General features: G+C 50.5%; 12 protein-coding genes and 2 tRNA genes. All 14 read left to right on the top strand.

Annotated elements, in window-relative coordinates:
* The first annotated feature begins 35 nt into the window (after window positions 1-35).
* The gene (gene ftsH / locus HGO41_RS19825; protein WP_014411568.1) at window positions 36-1,979 is read left to right on the top strand and encodes an ATP-dependent zinc metalloprotease FtsH; all 1,944 of its coding nucleotides are present in this window, start codon (window positions 36-38) and stop codon (window positions 1,977-1,979) included.
* A 124-nt stretch (window positions 1,980-2,103) separates the two neighbouring features.
* Window positions 2,104-2,943 (top strand): dihydropteroate synthase, encoded by an 840-nt coding sequence (gene folP / locus HGO41_RS19820; RefSeq protein WP_013573816.1) that lies wholly within the window; start codon window positions 2,104-2,106, stop codon window positions 2,941-2,943.
* A 2-nt stretch (window positions 2,944-2,945) separates the two neighbouring features.
* Window positions 2,946-4,286 carry a phosphoglucosamine mutase gene (gene glmM / locus HGO41_RS19815; RefSeq protein WP_037034237.1) on the top strand — a complete coding sequence of 447 codons (1,341 nt, stop codon included), beginning with the start codon at window positions 2,946-2,948 and terminating at the stop codon, window positions 4,284-4,286.
* A 235-nt stretch (window positions 4,287-4,521) separates the two neighbouring features.
* Window positions 4,522-4,857: a preprotein translocase subunit SecG gene (gene secG, locus HGO41_RS19810; RefSeq protein WP_013573818.1), complete on the top strand. Its 336-nt coding sequence runs from the start codon at window positions 4,522-4,524 to the stop codon at window positions 4,855-4,857.
* 84 nt (window positions 4,858-4,941) lie between these two features.
* A tRNA-Leu gene (locus HGO41_RS19805) sits at window positions 4,942-5,028 on the top strand.
* A 59-nt stretch (window positions 5,029-5,087) separates the two neighbouring features.
* Window positions 5,088-5,164: transfer RNA gene (locus HGO41_RS19800), tRNA-Met, on the top strand.
* 216 nt (window positions 5,165-5,380) lie between these two features.
* Window positions 5,381-5,833, top strand: coding sequence for a ribosome maturation factor RimP (rimP, locus tag HGO41_RS19795; protein WP_014411570.1), 453 nt, complete (start codon window positions 5,381-5,383; stop codon window positions 5,831-5,833).
* Between the two features lie 23 nt (window positions 5,834-5,856).
* On the top strand, window positions 5,857-7,365 hold the full coding sequence (gene nusA, locus HGO41_RS19790; RefSeq protein WP_013573819.1) for a transcription termination factor NusA: 1,509 nt from the start codon (window positions 5,857-5,859) through the stop codon (window positions 7,363-7,365).
* 24 nt (window positions 7,366-7,389) lie between these two features.
* On the top strand, window positions 7,390-10,083 hold the full coding sequence (gene infB / locus HGO41_RS19785) for a translation initiation factor IF-2 (RefSeq protein ID WP_013573820.1): 2,694 nt from the start codon (window positions 7,390-7,392) through the stop codon (window positions 10,081-10,083).
* A gap of 79 nt (window positions 10,084-10,162) precedes the next feature.
* Entirely contained in the window at window positions 10,163-10,576 is a 414-nt protein-coding gene (gene rbfA / locus HGO41_RS19780; RefSeq protein ID WP_014333704.1) for a 30S ribosome-binding factor RbfA, read from the top strand.
* Window positions 10,576-11,520 carry a tRNA pseudouridine(55) synthase TruB gene (gene truB / locus HGO41_RS19775; protein WP_013573822.1) on the top strand — a complete coding sequence of 315 codons (945 nt, stop codon included), beginning with the start codon at window positions 10,576-10,578 and terminating at the stop codon, window positions 11,518-11,520. Before rbfA ends, truB begins: the two co-directional genes overlap by 1 nt.
* Window positions 11,521-11,642: 122 nt before the next feature.
* Window positions 11,643-11,912, top strand: coding sequence for a 30S ribosomal protein S15 (gene rpsO, locus HGO41_RS19770; RefSeq protein WP_013573823.1), 270 nt, complete (start codon window positions 11,643-11,645; stop codon window positions 11,910-11,912).
* Window positions 11,913-12,185: 273 nt separating this feature from the next.
* Window positions 12,186-14,309: a polyribonucleotide nucleotidyltransferase gene (gene pnp / locus HGO41_RS19765; protein WP_013573824.1), complete on the top strand. Its 2,124-nt coding sequence runs from the start codon at window positions 12,186-12,188 to the stop codon at window positions 14,307-14,309.
* Window positions 14,310-14,438: 129 nt separating this feature from the next.
* Window positions 14,439-15,323 (top strand): lipoprotein NlpI, encoded by an 885-nt coding sequence (gene nlpI, locus HGO41_RS19760; protein ID WP_014333708.1) that lies wholly within the window; start codon window positions 14,439-14,441, stop codon window positions 15,321-15,323.
* The last annotated feature ends 100 nt before the right edge of the window (window positions 15,324-15,423 follow it).

Genomic DNA, 15,423 nt, shown 5'->3' with positions numbered 1-15,423 from the left:
CACAGTTGTAATATGAGGTTAATCCCTTGAGTGACATGGCGAAGAACCTGATCCTCTGGTTAGTCATCGCGGTTGTATTGATGTCTGTATTTCAGAGTTTTGGTCCCAGCGAATCTAATGGTAACAAGGTAGATTACACTACCTTTACAACCGAAGTGGCCCAAGACCAGGTCCGTGAAGTACGTATCAATGGACGTGCGATTGACGTTATCAAAAAAGACAGCAGCAAATACACAACCTATATTCCGGTTAATGATCCTAAATTGCTGGATACGCTGCTGAGCAAAAACGTGAAAGTTGTTGGTGAACCGCCTGAACAGCAGAGTTTCCTGGCGACTATCTTCATTTCATGGTTCCCGATGCTGCTTCTGATTGGCGTCTGGATATTCTTTATGCGACAGATGCAGGGTGGCGGTGGCAAAGGCGCAATGTCCTTTGGTAAAAGCAAAGCCCGCATGCTGACGGAAGACCAAATCAAAACTACGTTTGCTGACGTTGCAGGTTGTGACGAAGCGAAGGAAGAGGTGAGCGAGCTGGTTGATTACCTGCGTGAACCAAGCCGTTTCCAGAAACTGGGCGGTAAAATTCCTAAAGGCGTTCTGATGGTGGGTCCTCCGGGTACGGGTAAGACCTTGCTGGCTAAAGCCATTGCCGGTGAAGCCAAAGTCCCGTTCTTTACGATTTCGGGTTCTGACTTCGTTGAAATGTTCGTCGGTGTGGGTGCATCACGTGTCCGTGACATGTTCGAACAGGCGAAGAAAGCGGCTCCATGTATCATCTTCATCGATGAAATTGACGCCGTTGGCCGTCAGCGTGGTGCAGGTTTAGGCGGTGGTCATGATGAACGTGAGCAAACCCTGAACCAGATGCTGGTTGAGATGGATGGTTTCGAAGGTAACGAAGGTATTATCGTTATTGCCGCGACCAACCGTCCGGATGTTCTGGACCCTGCGTTGCTGCGTCCGGGCCGTTTTGACCGTCAGGTTGTTGTCGGCTTGCCAGATGTCCGTGGCCGTGAACAGATCCTGAAAGTTCACATGCGTCGTGTTCCGCTGGCGACAGATGTTGATGCTTCTGTGATTGCCCGTGGTACACCAGGATTCTCTGGTGCTGACCTGGCTAACCTGGTCAACGAAGCTGCACTGTTCTCTGCTCGTGGTAACAAACGTGTGGTGTCGATGGTCGAGTTCGAAAAAGCCAAAGACAAAATCATGATGGGTGCTGAGCGCCGTTCCATGGTAATGACCGAATCGCAGAAAGAGTCCACTGCATATCACGAAGCGGGACACGCCATCATTGGCCGTCTGGTTCCTGAACATGACCCAGTGCACAAGGTGACCATTATCCCTCGTGGCCGTGCATTAGGTGTGACTTTCTTCCTGCCCGAAGGTGATGCGATCAGCGCCAGCCGTCAGAAACTCGAAAGTCAGATTTCTACCTTATATGGTGGCCGTCTTGCTGAAGAGATTATTTACGGTGTGGAAAAAGTGTCTACCGGTGCGTCTAACGATATCAAAGTAGCCACGTCGATTGCCCGTAACATGGTTACGCAGTGGGGCTTCTCAGATAAATTAGGTCCGTTGCTGTATGCGGAAGAAGAAGGTGAAGTCTTCCTCGGTCGTTCAGTCGCGAAAGCTAAGCATATGTCTGATGAAACCGCCCGTATCATCGATCAGGAAGTTAAGTCTCTGGTTGAACGTAACTACGTTCGTGCGCGTACTTTGCTGATGGAAAACATGGATATCCTTCATTCAATGAAAGATGCCCTGATGAAGTATGAAACCATCGATGCACCGCAAATTGATGACCTGATGAACCGTACTGAAGTTCGCCCGCCAGCTGGCTGGGACGATGCTAACGGCAAAAACGGTAACAGCAGCTCCAATGACGGCGGTACGCCAAAAGCGCCAACGCCTGTCGACGAACCTCGTACGCCGAATCCTGGCAACACGATGTTTGAGCAATTCAGCGGCAAGTAAGAGGCTGATTGGAAAATAATGCTGATGACACTCAACCCCGGGCTTGCCCGGGGTTTTTTATGCGTGCATTCTTTGCCTCGGAATTTGAAAAGCCTTTATTGATTGATCAGAAGGGACGTGATTTATGCACCTCACTGCCAGAGAGTCCAGATTGGATCTCACTTACCCCCAGGTTATGGGGATCCTGAACGTTACCCCCGACTCATTTTCCGATGGCGGGCGACATAACACGCTTGATCTTGCTCTCAGACATGCTCAGGCAATGGTTGATGCAGGCGCGACAATTCTCGACATCGGTGGTGAATCGACCCGCCCTGGTGCAGCAGAAGTCAGCGAAGATGAGGAACTGGCCCGTGTGGTGCCGGTAGTCGAAGCCATTGCGCAGCGTTTTGATGTCTGGATCTCCGTCGATACCTCAAAAGCCGCCGTGATCCGTGAAGCGGCAAATGCGGGCATGCATCTGATCAACGATATCCGTTCACTTCAGGAGCCCGGTGCGCTACAGGCTGCGGCCGAAACAGGTTTGCCTGTTTGTCTGATGCACATGCAGGGTGACCCCAAAACGATGCAGCATGCCCCGCATTACGACAATGTCGTTGCGCAGGTGGATCAGTATTTTTTTGAGCAAATTGCCCGTTGTGTTAACGCCGGCATTGCGAAAGAGAAATTGTTGCTCGATCCGGGCTTCGGTTTCGGTAAAAATTTGGAGCATAACTATCAGTTGCTCGCACGGTTGGCTGAGTTTCATCACTTTGGCATGCCATTGTTAGTGGGGATGTCGAGGAAATCCATGGTGGGGCAACTTCTGCATGTTTCTCCTGAGAAACGGGTTACCGGAAGTGTTGCTTGTGCTGTGATCGCTGCCATGCAAGGTGCTAAGATCGTGCGTGTACATGATGTAAAAGAAACCGTTGAAGCGATGCGTATCGTGGAAGCGACACTTTCTGCAAGGGATAAAAACTAATTATGAGCAACCGTAAATACTTTGGGACAGATGGCATCCGCGGAAAAGTGGGCGATACCCCGATTACCCCTGATTTTGTTCTGAAACTAGGCTGGGCGGCTGGCAAAGTATTAGCACGCCACGGTTCGCGTAAAGTGATCATCGGGAAAGATACCCGCATTTCGGGTTATATGCTGGAATCAGCGTTAGAAGCAGGGCTTGCTGCTGCAGGTTTATCGGCTTCTTTCACAGGCCCGATGCCAACGCCTGCCGTTGCTTACCTGACACGTACTTTCCGTGCAGAAGCGGGCATCGTTATTTCAGCCTCGCATAATCCTTACTACGATAACGGTATTAAGTTTTTCACAATCGACGGGACTAAATTACCTGACGAAGTGGAAGAGGCGATTGAAGCTGAGCTTGAAAAACCACTGACATGTGTTGAATCTGCCGAACTGGGTAAAGCCAGCCGCATCGTGGATGCCGCCGGTCGTTACATCGAATTCTGTAAAGGCACATTCCCGACAGAACTGAGTCTGAACAGTCTGAAAATTGTGGTCGACTGTGCCAACGGCGCTACTTATCACATTGCACCTAGCGTTTTGCGCGAATTGGGGGCAAAAGTCATCGCTATCGGCTGTGAGCCGGATGGGATGAACATCAACGAAGAGTGCGGCGCAACGGATGTCCGTCAGTTGCAGCAGCGTGTTCTGGCTGAAAAAGCAGATGTCGGGCTGGCTTTTGACGGCGATGGTGATCGCCTGATCATGGTTGATCACGAAGGCAATAAAGTTGATGGCGACCAAATCCTCTACATCATTGCGCGTGAAGGGCTTCGTCAGGGCCAGTTGAAAGGCGGTGCTGTCGGCACGCTGATGAGCAATATGGGCCTCGAGCTGGCCTTAAAGCAACTGGGCATTCCCTTTACCCGTGCGAAAGTAGGTGATCGCTACGTACTGGAAAAAATGCAGGAAAAAGGTTGGCGGATCGGGGCTGAGAACTCAGGCCATATCATTTTGCTGGATAAAACCACTACCGGTGATGGCATTGTGGCAGGTTTGCAAGTGCTTACCGCGATGGTGCGCAATCATATGAGCTTGCATGACCTGTGCAGCGGCATGAAATTGCTTCCGCAGATCCTGATCAACGTCCGTTTTGCTGGTGAACATGATCCGCTGGAATCCGATGAGGTTAAGCAGGTCACGGCTGAAGTTGAAAAGCAGTTAGCGGGCCGCGGTCGGGTGCTGTTGCGTAAATCAGGTACCGAACCTCTGCTGCGCGTAATGGTCGAAGGGGAAGATGCCGAGCTGGTGGAAAAACTGGCCAACCGTATTGCGGATGCCGTCAAAGCGGTCAAAGCGTAAGCCGATAAAAAACGGTAAATTTTCGGTGAGTTTCTCGCTGCCGGACCTCCTGGCAGCATGTTTTATCCCGATTTGCCGTTTTTTTCCGCAAACGAACAGTTTGATGAAAATTGCCCTTGCACGGTAATACGGCTTTGGTTAGTATTCACACCCGCTTCAGTGGGTCCTTTGATGACCTGCTAAATGGTGAGAAGCAATTGGCATGCGGTGAACCCGCGAGGATACAGGTACTACTATGTACGACGCTCTTCTGGTGATTTTCCTTATCGTAGCAATTGGGCTTATCGCTCTGGTTATGCTGCAACAAGGTAAAGGCGCTGATATGGGAGCCTCTTTCGGGGCAGGTGCTTCTGGCACATTGTTCGGTTCGAGTGGTTCCGGTAACTTCATGACCCGCATGACCGGCGTTTTGGCAGCATTGTTCTTTATCATTAGTTTGATTCTCGGGAACATGAGCACCAATAAAGGCCAAAAAGGCAGTGAGTGGGAAAACCTGAGTCAGCCAGCTAAAACTGAGCAGACGACTGCACCGGCAGCTCCAGCAGCGCCTAACAGTGACGTTCCTCACTAAGCAGTAAACTTCTTATCAAAGAAGCTAAGTTTTCAAACAGTGGCTTATGCTTGGACAGTATAAGCGATTGTGAAAAAAAAGAGTGCCGAGGTGGTGGAATTGGTAGACACGCTACCTTGAGGTGGTAGTGCCCGAATGGGCTTACGGGTTCAAGTCCCGTCCTCGGTACCAATCTTTATGATAATTTGCTTTTTAGCGGTTATCGGCGTAGTATTTGCCACGTTTTCGGACGCGGGGTGGAGCAGCCTGGTAGCTCGTCGGGCTCATAACCCGAAGGTCGTCGGTTCAAATCCGGCCCCCGCAACCACTTTCCCTAAGTGTTTATTTCAAATAGACTTTCAGTATCTTCCTGTGATGTTCTGCAGCTTCAATTTGAAAACAACACTTCGCGAAAGTTGTACCGAAGCCGCTATGCGGCGAATAGGGTCCAGTTGCATAAAGCCCCGATTTATCGGGGTTTTTTGTTATTTGGCAACAGAATCACTGGGCTATTTAGCCCTTTTTTTATGTCTTGGGGGTGGGCTTGTCCACATTAGAACAAAAATTAACAGAGCTGATTACAGCACCAGTCGAGGCACTTGGCTTTGAGCTGGTGGGCATCGAGTTCGTTCGGGCTCGCCAATCGACGTTGCGCATCTATATTGATAGTGACGCCGGGATCAATGTTGATGATTGTGCTGATGTCAGCCACCAGGTGAGCGCTGTGCTGGACGTTGAAGATCCAGTCACTGTCGCCTACAACCTGGAAGTTTCCTCTCCAGGCCTTGATCGTCCTATGTTCACCGCTGAACATTATCAACGTTTTCTTGGCGATGAAGTCAGTGTTGTTTTGCGCATGGCAGTGCAAAACCGCCGCAAATGGCAAGGCATCATTAAAGCTGTCGAAGGCGAGATGATCACGGTGACAGTGGAAGGGAAAGATGAAGTGTTCGCACTGAGCAACATCCAGAAAGCGAACCTGGTACCCCACTTTTAAAGAGTTTGGAAGAGGCAACTAGGATGAACAAAGAGATTCTGGCTGTTGTAGAAGCAGTTTCTAATGAAAAATCCCTCCCGCGCGAGAAGATTTTTGAAGCGCTGGAAATTGCATTATCAACGGCGACCAAGAAAAAATACGAGCAGGAAATCGAAGTCCGCGTCAGCATTGACCGCAAAACAGGCGACTTCGATACTTTCCGTCGCTGGGTAGCAGTCAACGAAGTGACTCAGCCGACCCGTGAAATCACCCTCGAAGCTGCACAATACGAAGATCCGTCAATCGACCTCGGCGGATATATTGAAGATCAAATTGAGTCGGTCACTTTCGACCGCATCACTACGCAGACTGCTAAACAAGTTATCGTACAGAAGGTACGTGAAGCAGAACGCGCGATGGTGGTTGATCAGTTCCGTGAGCAGCAAGGTGAAATTGTTACTGGCGTCGTTAAGAAAGTTAACCGTGACAGTATTGCGCTGGATTTAGGCAGCAACGCTGAAGCTGTTATCCTGCGAGAAGACATGCTTCCTCGTGAAAACTTCCGCTCCGGCGACCGTATCCGTGGGGTGCTGTATGATGTTCGCCCTGAAGCACGTGGTGCTCAGCTGTTCGTCAGCCGTTCACGAAACGAGATGCTGATTGAACTGTTCCGCATCGAAGTGCCGGAAATTGGCGAAGAACTGATCGAAATTAAAGCAGCAGCTCGTGATCCGGGTTCCCGTGCAAAAATCGCTGTAAAAACTAACGACAAACGTATCGACCCGGTCGGTGCTTGTGTCGGCATGCGTGGTGCACGCGTTCAGGCCGTTTCCAGTGAACTGGGCGGTGAACGCATTGATATCATCCTTTGGGATGACAATCCTGCGCAATTTGTTATCAACGCAATGGCACCGGCAGACGTCGCTTCCATCGTAGTTGATGAAGATAAATGCACCATGGATATCGCCGTTGAAGCCAGCAATCTGGCACAGGCGATTGGCCGCAATGGCCAGAACGTGCGTTTGGCCTCCCAATTGTTGAAACAGCATCGTGGTGATGACAAGTGGGAACTGAACGTGATGACAGCAGACGACCTGCAAGCCAAACATCAGGCTGAGGCACACGCTGCGATTGATACCTTTACCAAATATCTGGCCATCGATGAAGATTTCGCCACGGTTCTGGTTGAAGAAGGTTTCTCTACGCTTGAAGAACTGGCTTACGTGCCAGTTAACGAACTACTTGAAATCGACGGCCTGGATGAAGACACCGTGGATGCGCTGCGCGAACGTGCGAAAGAAGCGCTGACCACACTGGCTTTAGCTCAGGAAGAAAGTCTCGGTGACAAAAAGCCTGCTGACGATCTGCTTAATCTGGCGGGTCTGGAACGTAGCATGGCATTTAAACTGGCTGCACAAGGGGTTTGTACGCTGGAAGATCTTGCCGAGCAGGGTGTCGACGATCTGGCTGATATTGAAGGTCTTACTGACGAGCAGGCTGGTGAACTTATCATGGCCGCGCGCAATATCTGCTGGTTTGGCGACAACGCGTAATAAACTGTAGCAGGAAGGAACAGCATGACAGATGTAACTGTAAAATCGCTGGCGGCAGAGATTCAGACTCCGGTAGATCGCCTGGTACAGCAATTTGCTGATGCAGGGATCTCGAAGTCCGAAGCTGACTCTGTGACCCAGCAAGAAAAAGAAACTTTATTGTCGCATCTGAATGGTGGAAATTCAGGTGCGTCAAACAAACTGACGTTACAACGCAAAACGCGTAGTACACTGAATATTCCGAGCACCGGCGGGAAGAGTAAATCGGTGCAAATCGAGGTCCGCAAGAAACGCACTTATGTTAAACGTGATATGACCGAGGCAGAACTTGCCCAGGCCGAAGCGGAAGAGCAGGCGAAGCGTGACGCGGAAGAACAGGCACAGCGTGCAGCAGCGGAGCAAGCCCAGCGCGAAGCTCAGGAAAAAGCCAAACGCGCCGCCGAAGAGCAAGCTAAACGTGAGGCCGCTGATAAAGCTAAGCGTGATGCAGCGGAAAAAGATAAAGTGACCAACCAAAATACCGATGAAGTAACTAAACCAGCTCAGGCAGAGAAAGCACGCCGTGAAGCTGAAGCCGCAGAGCTGAAACGCAAAACGGAAGAAGAAGCCCAGCGTAAGATTGAAGAAAACGCCAAGCGCATCGCAGAAGAGGCCCGTAAAATGGCTGACTCTGGTGTCTGGACTGAAGCTACTGCACCAAGCGAATCAGAATCTGCTGACTATCATGTCACCACTTCTACCCATGCTCGTGCTGCTGAAGACGAAAATGACGCCAAAGTTGAAGGCGAACGTCGCAGCCGTACTCGCGGTGGCAAAGCGACCAAACAGAAAAAAGGCAACAAGCTGTCCGAATCTAAAGCGGATCGCGAAGAAGCCCGTGCTGTTGGCCGTAACGGTAAAGGTAAGCGTAAGCCAAGTACCTTACAGCAGAGCTTTAACAAGCCTGTTGTTGCCGTGAACCGTGATGTTGTAGTGGGTGAAACCATTACTGTTGCTGAGCTGGCAAACAAAATGGCAGTTAAAGGTTCTCAGGTCATCAAAACCATGATGAAACTGGGCGCCATGGCCACCATCAACCAGGTCATTGATCAGGAAACTGCTCAACTGGTTGCAGAAGAAATGGGTCATAAAGTTATCCTGCGTCGTGAGAACGAGCTGGAAGAAGCGCTGATGAGCGATCGTGACACGGGTGCTTCTGCAGCCGCTGAGCCACGCGCTCCGGTTGTGACCATCATGGGCCACGTTGACCACGGTAAAACCTCATTGCTTGACTACATTCGTTCAACGAAAGTGGCAGCAGGCGAGGCCGGTGGTATTACCCAGCATATCGGTGCTTACCACGTAGAAACCGAAAACGGCATGATCACCTTCCTGGATACTCCGGGACACGCCGCGTTTACCTCAATGCGTGCTCGTGGTGCTCAGGCAACGGATATCGTTGTACTGGTTGTTTCTGCAGATGATGGCGTGATGCCACAAACCATCGAAGCCGTACAGCATGCGAAAGCTGCTGGCGTGCCAATCGTGGTTGCAGTGAACAAAATTGATAAGCCAGATGCTGATCCGGACCGTGTTCGTACCGAACTGTCTCAATACGGCGTTATGCCGGAAGAGTGGGGCGGTGAATCTCAGTTCATCCACGTTTCTGCGAAAGTTGGTACCGGTATTGACGATTTGCTGCAAGCTATCTTGCTGCAAGCCGAAGTTCTGGAACTGAAAGCAGTTCGCACCGGTATGGCAAGCGGCGTTGTGATCGAGTCCTTCCTGGACAAAGGTCGTGGCCCGGTTGCAACCGTTCTGGTTCAGGAAGGTACTCTGAACAAAGGCGACATCATTCTGTGTGGCTTCGAATACGGCCGTGTCCGTGCGATGCGTGACGAAATGGGGCGTGATATTACGTCTGCGGGTCCTTCTATCCCTGTCGAAGTACTGGGTCTGTCCAGTGTACCGGCTGCGGGGGATGAAGTTACCGTTGTACGTGATGAGAAAAAAGCCCGTGAAGTTGCTCTGTATCGTCAGGGTAAATTCCGCGAAGTTAAACTGGCTCGCCAGCAGAAATCTAAACTGGAAAACATGTTTGCGAACATGACTGAAGGTGAAGTTTCTGAACTGAACATCGTTCTGAAGTCAGACGTTCAGGGTTCTTGTGAAGCGATTTCCGATGCATTGCAAAGCCTTTCTACTGACGAAGTTAAAGTTAAGATCGTCGGTATGGGGGTCGGTGGTATCACTGAAACTGATGCGACACTGGCCGCTGCTTCTAACGCGATCATTCTGGGCTTCAACGTCCGTGCAGATGCTTCTGCCCGCCGCGTCGTAGAAAGCGAAAGCCTGGATCTGCGTTACTACTCTGTCATCTATAACCTGATTGACGAAGTCAAACAGGCGATGAGCGGTATGTTGGCGCCAGAATACAAACAGCAAATCATCGGCCTGGCTGAAGTTCGTGACGTGTTCAAGTCACCTAAATTCGGTGCTATCGCAGGTTGTATGGTGACTGAAGGTATGATCAAGCGTAACAACCCAATCCGTGTACTGCGTGAAAACGTGGTGATCTACGAAGGCGAACTGGAATCCCTGCGTCGCTTCAAAGATGACGTTGCTGAAGTGCGTAACGGCATGGAATGTGGTATTGGCGTTAAGAACTACAACGATGTGCGTACTGGTGATGTGATCGAAGTCTTCGAAATCATCGAGATCAAACGTACTATCGCTTAACGTTTGCGAAGTAGCTGATATCCAGATGGGGGGCCTTGCGCCCCCTTATTTGTCTGGAGCAAGTGAGGAGAAAAGCATCATGGCAAAAGAATTTAGCCGTACTCAACGTGTCTCCCAGGAGATGCAAAAAGAAATCGCCATCATCTTACAGCGTGAAGTCAAAGACCCGCGCGTAGGCATGGCGACAGTTTCAGGCGTAGAAGTATCACGCGACCTGGCGTATGCCAAAGTGTTCGTCACCTTCCTGGACGTGCTGACGACTGACAATCACGATCCTGATCGTGTCAAAAATGGCATCAAAGCTTTGCAGGACGCGTCAGGTTTCATCCGTACCCTGATCGGTAAAGCGATGCGTTTACGTGTCGTACCAGAACTGACTTTCGCTTACGACAACTCTTTGGTTGAAGGTATGCGTATGTCCAATCTGGTGACCAATGTCGTGAAGAACGATGCTGAACGCCGTTCAGCTGCAGGCGATGACGAGGAAGCATAATGAGTCGCCCACGTCGCCGCGGCCGTGACATACACGGCGTTCTGCTACTGGACAAATCTTTAGGCTTGTCTTCTAACGATGCCCTGCAAAAGGTTAAACGCCTTTATAACGCTAACCGCGCAGGCCATACCGGTGCGCTCGATCCCTTAGCCACCGGTATGCTGCCGCTGTGCCTGGGTGAAGCGACCAAGTTTTCCCGGTTCCTGCTTGATTCTGACAAACGCTATCGCGTGATTGCCCGCATGGGACAACGTACGGATACGTCAGACGCCGAAGGTGCCATCATTTCCGAACGTGAAATGACTTTCACTCAGCAGCAACTGGACGACGCACTCGACAGTTTCCGCGGAGAAACTCAGCAAATTCCTTCCATGTATTCAGCATTGAAATATGAAGGGAAAAAACTGTACGAATATGCACGTCAGGGCATCGAAGTCCCGCGAGAATCACGCAGCATTACCGTGTATGAATTGCAGTTTATACGCTGGGAAGGCTTTGATGTTGAGCTGGAGATTCATTGCTCAAAAGGCACTTACATCCGCACGATTGTCGATGATCTTGGTGAGAAACTGGGCTGTGGTGCGCACGTGACTTATCTGCGTCGTTTGCAGGTGGCAACTTATCCTTCAGAGCGAATGGTCACTATGGAAAAACTCCATGAGCTGATCGCTCAGGCAGAAGAGCAGGGCATTGAGCCGCGCTTGCTGCTGGATCCTTTGTTGTTGCCGATGGATAGCGCATGTGAAGATTTCCCGGAAGTGAATCTGTTGCCTGTGGTGGCCGGATATGTCAAACAGGGTCAACCTGTTCAGGCATCTGGTGCGCCTGTCAGCGGTATGGTTCGCATCACTGAAGGCGAAGAACGTAAGTTTATCGGTGTAGGAGAAATTGATGATGATGGCCGCATTGCGCCACGTCGTCTGGTCGTTGAATACACCGACTAAGCGCTTTCTGCCCACCTTGCGATCATATATAGCAAAGGGTAGAATAGCGCAGCTTATGCATTGGGTTGCTGAATTAGAGATCGGCACCCGTTTAATTATCTATAATATTTTGGAGTAAGATTATGTCTCTAAGCGTTGAAGCTAAGGCTCAGATCGTTTCCGACTTCGGTCGCGGCACTAACGACAGTGGTTCTACCGAAGTTCAGGTTGCTCTGCTGACTGCTCAAATTAACCATCTGCAAGGTCACTTTGCAGAACACAAAAAAGATCACCACAGCCGTCGTGGTCTGCTGCGTATGGTTTCTCAGCGTCGTAAACTGCTGGACTACCTGAAGCGTAAAGATGTAGCGCGTTACACCGGCCTGATCGAACGTCTGGGTCTGCGTCGCTAATCAAGCTAGTTTCAGTGTAAAGGGGCCAATAGGCCCCTTTATTCTAGGAAGCTCAGCCAAATCAGGGTACTGTATGGCTGCGGTTTCTACTGTTATTCTAAGAACATGAACTTCCGTTACAGATGTTTTCGCGCGGCTAATGAGAGACTTTATTGCCACTTTGTCAGGCATATAAGGATTGTCATTAGTCGCGAGAATGTAGTGAGAAGCTCGGATATTTATCGGCGTGAACTGCTGTCATAACAGCTGCGCGCCACAAAAAAGGATATTACATTGCTTAATCCGACTATTCGTAAATTCCAATACGGCCAGCACACCGTTACGCTGGAAACTGGCATGATGGCTCGTCAGGCAACTGCCGCTGTTATGGTTAGCATGGACGACACCGCGGTATTCGTTACCGTTGTTGGCCAGAAAAAAGCTAAACCAGGTCAGAGCTTCTTCCCGCTGACTGTTAACTATCAGGAGCGTACTTACGCTGCTGGTCGTATCCCGGGTAGCTTCTTCCGTCGCGAAGGCCGTCCAAGTGAAGGCGAAACACTGACTTCACGTCTGATTGACCGCCCGATTCGCCCGCTGTTCCCGGACTCTTTCCTGAATGAAGTTCAGGTTATCGCGACGGTCGTTTCTCTGAACCCACAAGTTAACCCTGACATTGTTGCGATGATCGGTGCGTCTGCTGCCCTGAGCCTGTCTGGTATTCCATTCAATGGCCCGATCGGTGCTGCACGCGTGGGTTACATCAACGATCAGTATGTTCTGAACCCAACCGCAGATGAGCTGAAAACAAGCCGTCTGGACCTGGTTGTTGCCGGTACTCAGGGCGCGGTTCTGATGGTTGAGTCTGAAGCTGAAGTGTTGAGCGAAGATCAGATGCTGGGCGCAGTGGTATTCGGCCACGAACAACAACAAATCGTTATCGACAACATCAACTCACTGGTTGCTGAAGTTGGTAAGCCAAAATGGGACTGGCAGCCAGAAGCGGTTAACGCAGAGCTGCACGCTCGCGTCGCTGCCTTGTCTGAATCCCGTCTGGGTGATGCGTACCTGATCACCGAGAAACAAGAACGTTACAACCAGATTAATGTGATCAAAGCTGACGTTGTTCAGGCTCTGCAAGCTGAAGACGAATCCCTGGACGCTGGTGAAATCTCTGACATTCTGGGCAGCATCGAGAAGAATGTGGTTCGTAGCCGTGTGTTGCGTGGCGAGCCGCGTATTGATGGTCGCGAAAAAGACATGATCCGTGGTCTGGACGTGCGCACTGGCGTTCTGCCACGTACTCACGGTTCTGCTTTGTTCACCCGTGGCGAAACTCAGGCGCTGGTCACTGCCACTCTGGGTACTGCGCGTGATGCACAGAACCTGGATGAGCTGATGGGCGAAAAAACTGACAGCTTCCTGTTCCATTACAACTTCCCTCCGTACTCAGTAGGTGAAACTGGGATGGTGGGTTCGCCAAAACGTCGTGAGATTGGCCATGGCCGTCTTGCTAAACGTGGCGTGCTGGCGATGATGCCAAAACCAGAAGACTTCCCGTACACCGTACGTGTGGTTTCTGAAATCACTGAATCCAACGGTTCATCTTCAATGGCTTCTGTTTGTGGCGCATCTCTGGCCCTGATGGACGCAGGTGTTCCGATTAAAGCCGCTGTTGCGGGTATCGCAATGGGTCTGGTTAAAGAAGGCGAAAGCTTTATCGTTCTGTCCGACATTCTGGGTGACGAAGATCATCTGGGCGACATGGACTTTAAAGTGGCCGGTAGCCGCGACGGTATCACCGCGCTGCAAATGGACATTAAAATCGAAGGTATCACCCGCGAAATCATGCAGGTGGCTCTGAATCAGGCTAAGGGTGCACGTCTGCACATTCTGGGCGTGATGGAACAAGCTATCAGCATTCCACGTGGCGATATCTCTCAGTTTGCTCCGCGTATCCACACCATCAAGATCAGCCCGGACAAAATCAAGGACGTGATCGGTAAAGGTGGTTCTGTGATTCGTGCGCTGACCGAAGAAACCGGCACCACGATCGAAATCGAAGATGACGGTACTGTGAAAATCGCAGCCACCGATGGCGAGAAAGCGAAATACGCTATTCGTCGTATCGAAGAGATCACTGCTGAAATCGAAGTTGGCCGTATCTATCAGGGTAAAGTGACCCGTATCGTAGACTTTGGCGCATTTGTTGCCATCGGCGGCGGTAAAGAAGGTCTGGTGCATATTTCTCAAATCGCTGACAAGCGTGTAGAGAAAGTGACTGATTACCTGCAGATGGGCCAGGAAGTTCCGGTTAAAGTTCTCGAAGTTGACCGTCAGGGTCGTGTGCGTCTGAGCATCAAAGAAGCTACCGCACCTTCTCAGGACGAAACAACTGAGCAACCTGCAGCAGAATAATCTGTAACAGAAGTTTTACAGCTCCTTTCCATTTGGGAAGGAGCTGTTCGTCTCACGGACGCAGGACGCGTTTGTGTTAAGCAAGCGGATGACAGGATGTTCATCCAATGTTTGTCTCCGGGAGTAGAAATGAAGCCTTTCTTGCGCTGGTGTTATGTTGCGACAGCACTTATGTTGGCAGGATGCAGCAACCATGATTGGCGTAAAAATGAAGTTCTGGCGATTCCGTTGCAGCCGACGTTGCAGCAGGAAGTCATCCTGGCACGCATGGAACAAATACTTGCCAGTCGGTCATTAACCGATGATGAGAGAGCACAGCTATTATATGAGCGCGGTGTGCTGTATGATAGTCTCGGGCTAAGAGCACTGGCGCGAAATGATTTTTCACAAGCGCTGTCTATTCGTCCTGATATGCCAGAAGTTTTTAACTACCTGGGGATTTACCTAACGCAGGCAGGCAATTTCGATGCTGCCTATGAAGCGTTTGATTCTGTACTAGAGCTTGATCCAACTTACAACTACGCGCGTTTGAACCGAGGTATCGCCCTGTATTACGGTGGCCGATTCTCGTTAGCGCAGGATGATCTGCAGGCGTTTTATCGAGACGATCCAAATGATCCCTTCCGTTCGTTATGGCTTTATCTTGCGGAGCGAGAAATCAATCCAAAGAATGCCGACGTAGCGCTTCAACAGCGTTATGACAAAGCGGACAGAGGGCAATGGGGATGGAATATCGTCGAATTCTACCTGGGCAAAATCAGCGAATCTACGCTGATGGAACGCCTCAAGGCAGAAGCAACGGATAACACTTCGCTCGCTGAGCATCTCAGTGAAACTGACTTCTATTTAGGTAAACATTACCTAAGTCTGGGGGACAAGAACAGCGCCGCGGCACTGTTCAAACTGACGGTAGCTAACAACGTCCATAACTTTGTTGAGCACCGCTATGCATTGTTGGAATTGGCGCTTTTGGGCCATGAGCAAGACGACCTATCAGAATCGGACCAGCAATAGCTGACGACACCAATCAGCCTTTTAATCATGGTATTTACCATTTTTAAGCGCCTTAACGGGCGAGGGTTGCTTTGTTCGTTTTATAATCTAATTTGAGCCG

Source organism: Rahnella sp. CG8 (assembly GCF_023701875.1).
Lineage (GTDB): Bacteria > Pseudomonadota > Gammaproteobacteria > Enterobacterales > Enterobacteriaceae > Rahnella > Rahnella aceris.
Note: the sequence above shows the minus strand (reverse complement) of the source record. Positions and strands in the feature narration are given on the sequence as shown.

Excerpts from the sequence above, each read along its gene's own strand:
- nusA (WP_013573819.1), top strand. The coding sequence starts at position 5,857 with ATGAACAAAGAGATTCTGGCTGTTGTAGAAGCAGTTTCTAATGAAAAA.
- ftsH (WP_014411568.1), top strand. The coding sequence starts at position 36 with ATGGCGAAGAACCTGATCCTCTGGTTAGTCATCGCGGTTGTATTGATG.
- rbfA (WP_014333704.1), top strand. The coding sequence starts at position 10,163 with ATGGCAAAAGAATTTAGCCGTACTCAACGTGTCTCCCAGGAGATGCAA.
- secG (WP_013573818.1), top strand. The coding sequence starts at position 4,522 with ATGTACGACGCTCTTCTGGTGATTTTCCTTATCGTAGCAATTGGGCTT.
- infB (WP_013573820.1), top strand. The coding sequence starts at position 7,390 with ATGACAGATGTAACTGTAAAATCGCTGGCGGCAGAGATTCAGACTCCG.
- folP (WP_013573816.1), top strand. The coding sequence starts at position 2,104 with ATGCACCTCACTGCCAGAGAGTCCAGATTGGATCTCACTTACCCCCAG.
- rpsO (WP_013573823.1), top strand. The coding sequence starts at position 11,643 with ATGTCTCTAAGCGTTGAAGCTAAGGCTCAGATCGTTTCCGACTTCGGT.
- nlpI (WP_014333708.1), top strand. The coding sequence starts at position 14,439 with ATGAAGCCTTTCTTGCGCTGGTGTTATGTTGCGACAGCACTTATGTTG.
- truB (WP_013573822.1), top strand. The coding sequence starts at position 10,576 with ATGAGTCGCCCACGTCGCCGCGGCCGTGACATACACGGCGTTCTGCTA.
- glmM (WP_037034237.1), top strand. The coding sequence starts at position 2,946 with ATGAGCAACCGTAAATACTTTGGGACAGATGGCATCCGCGGAAAAGTG.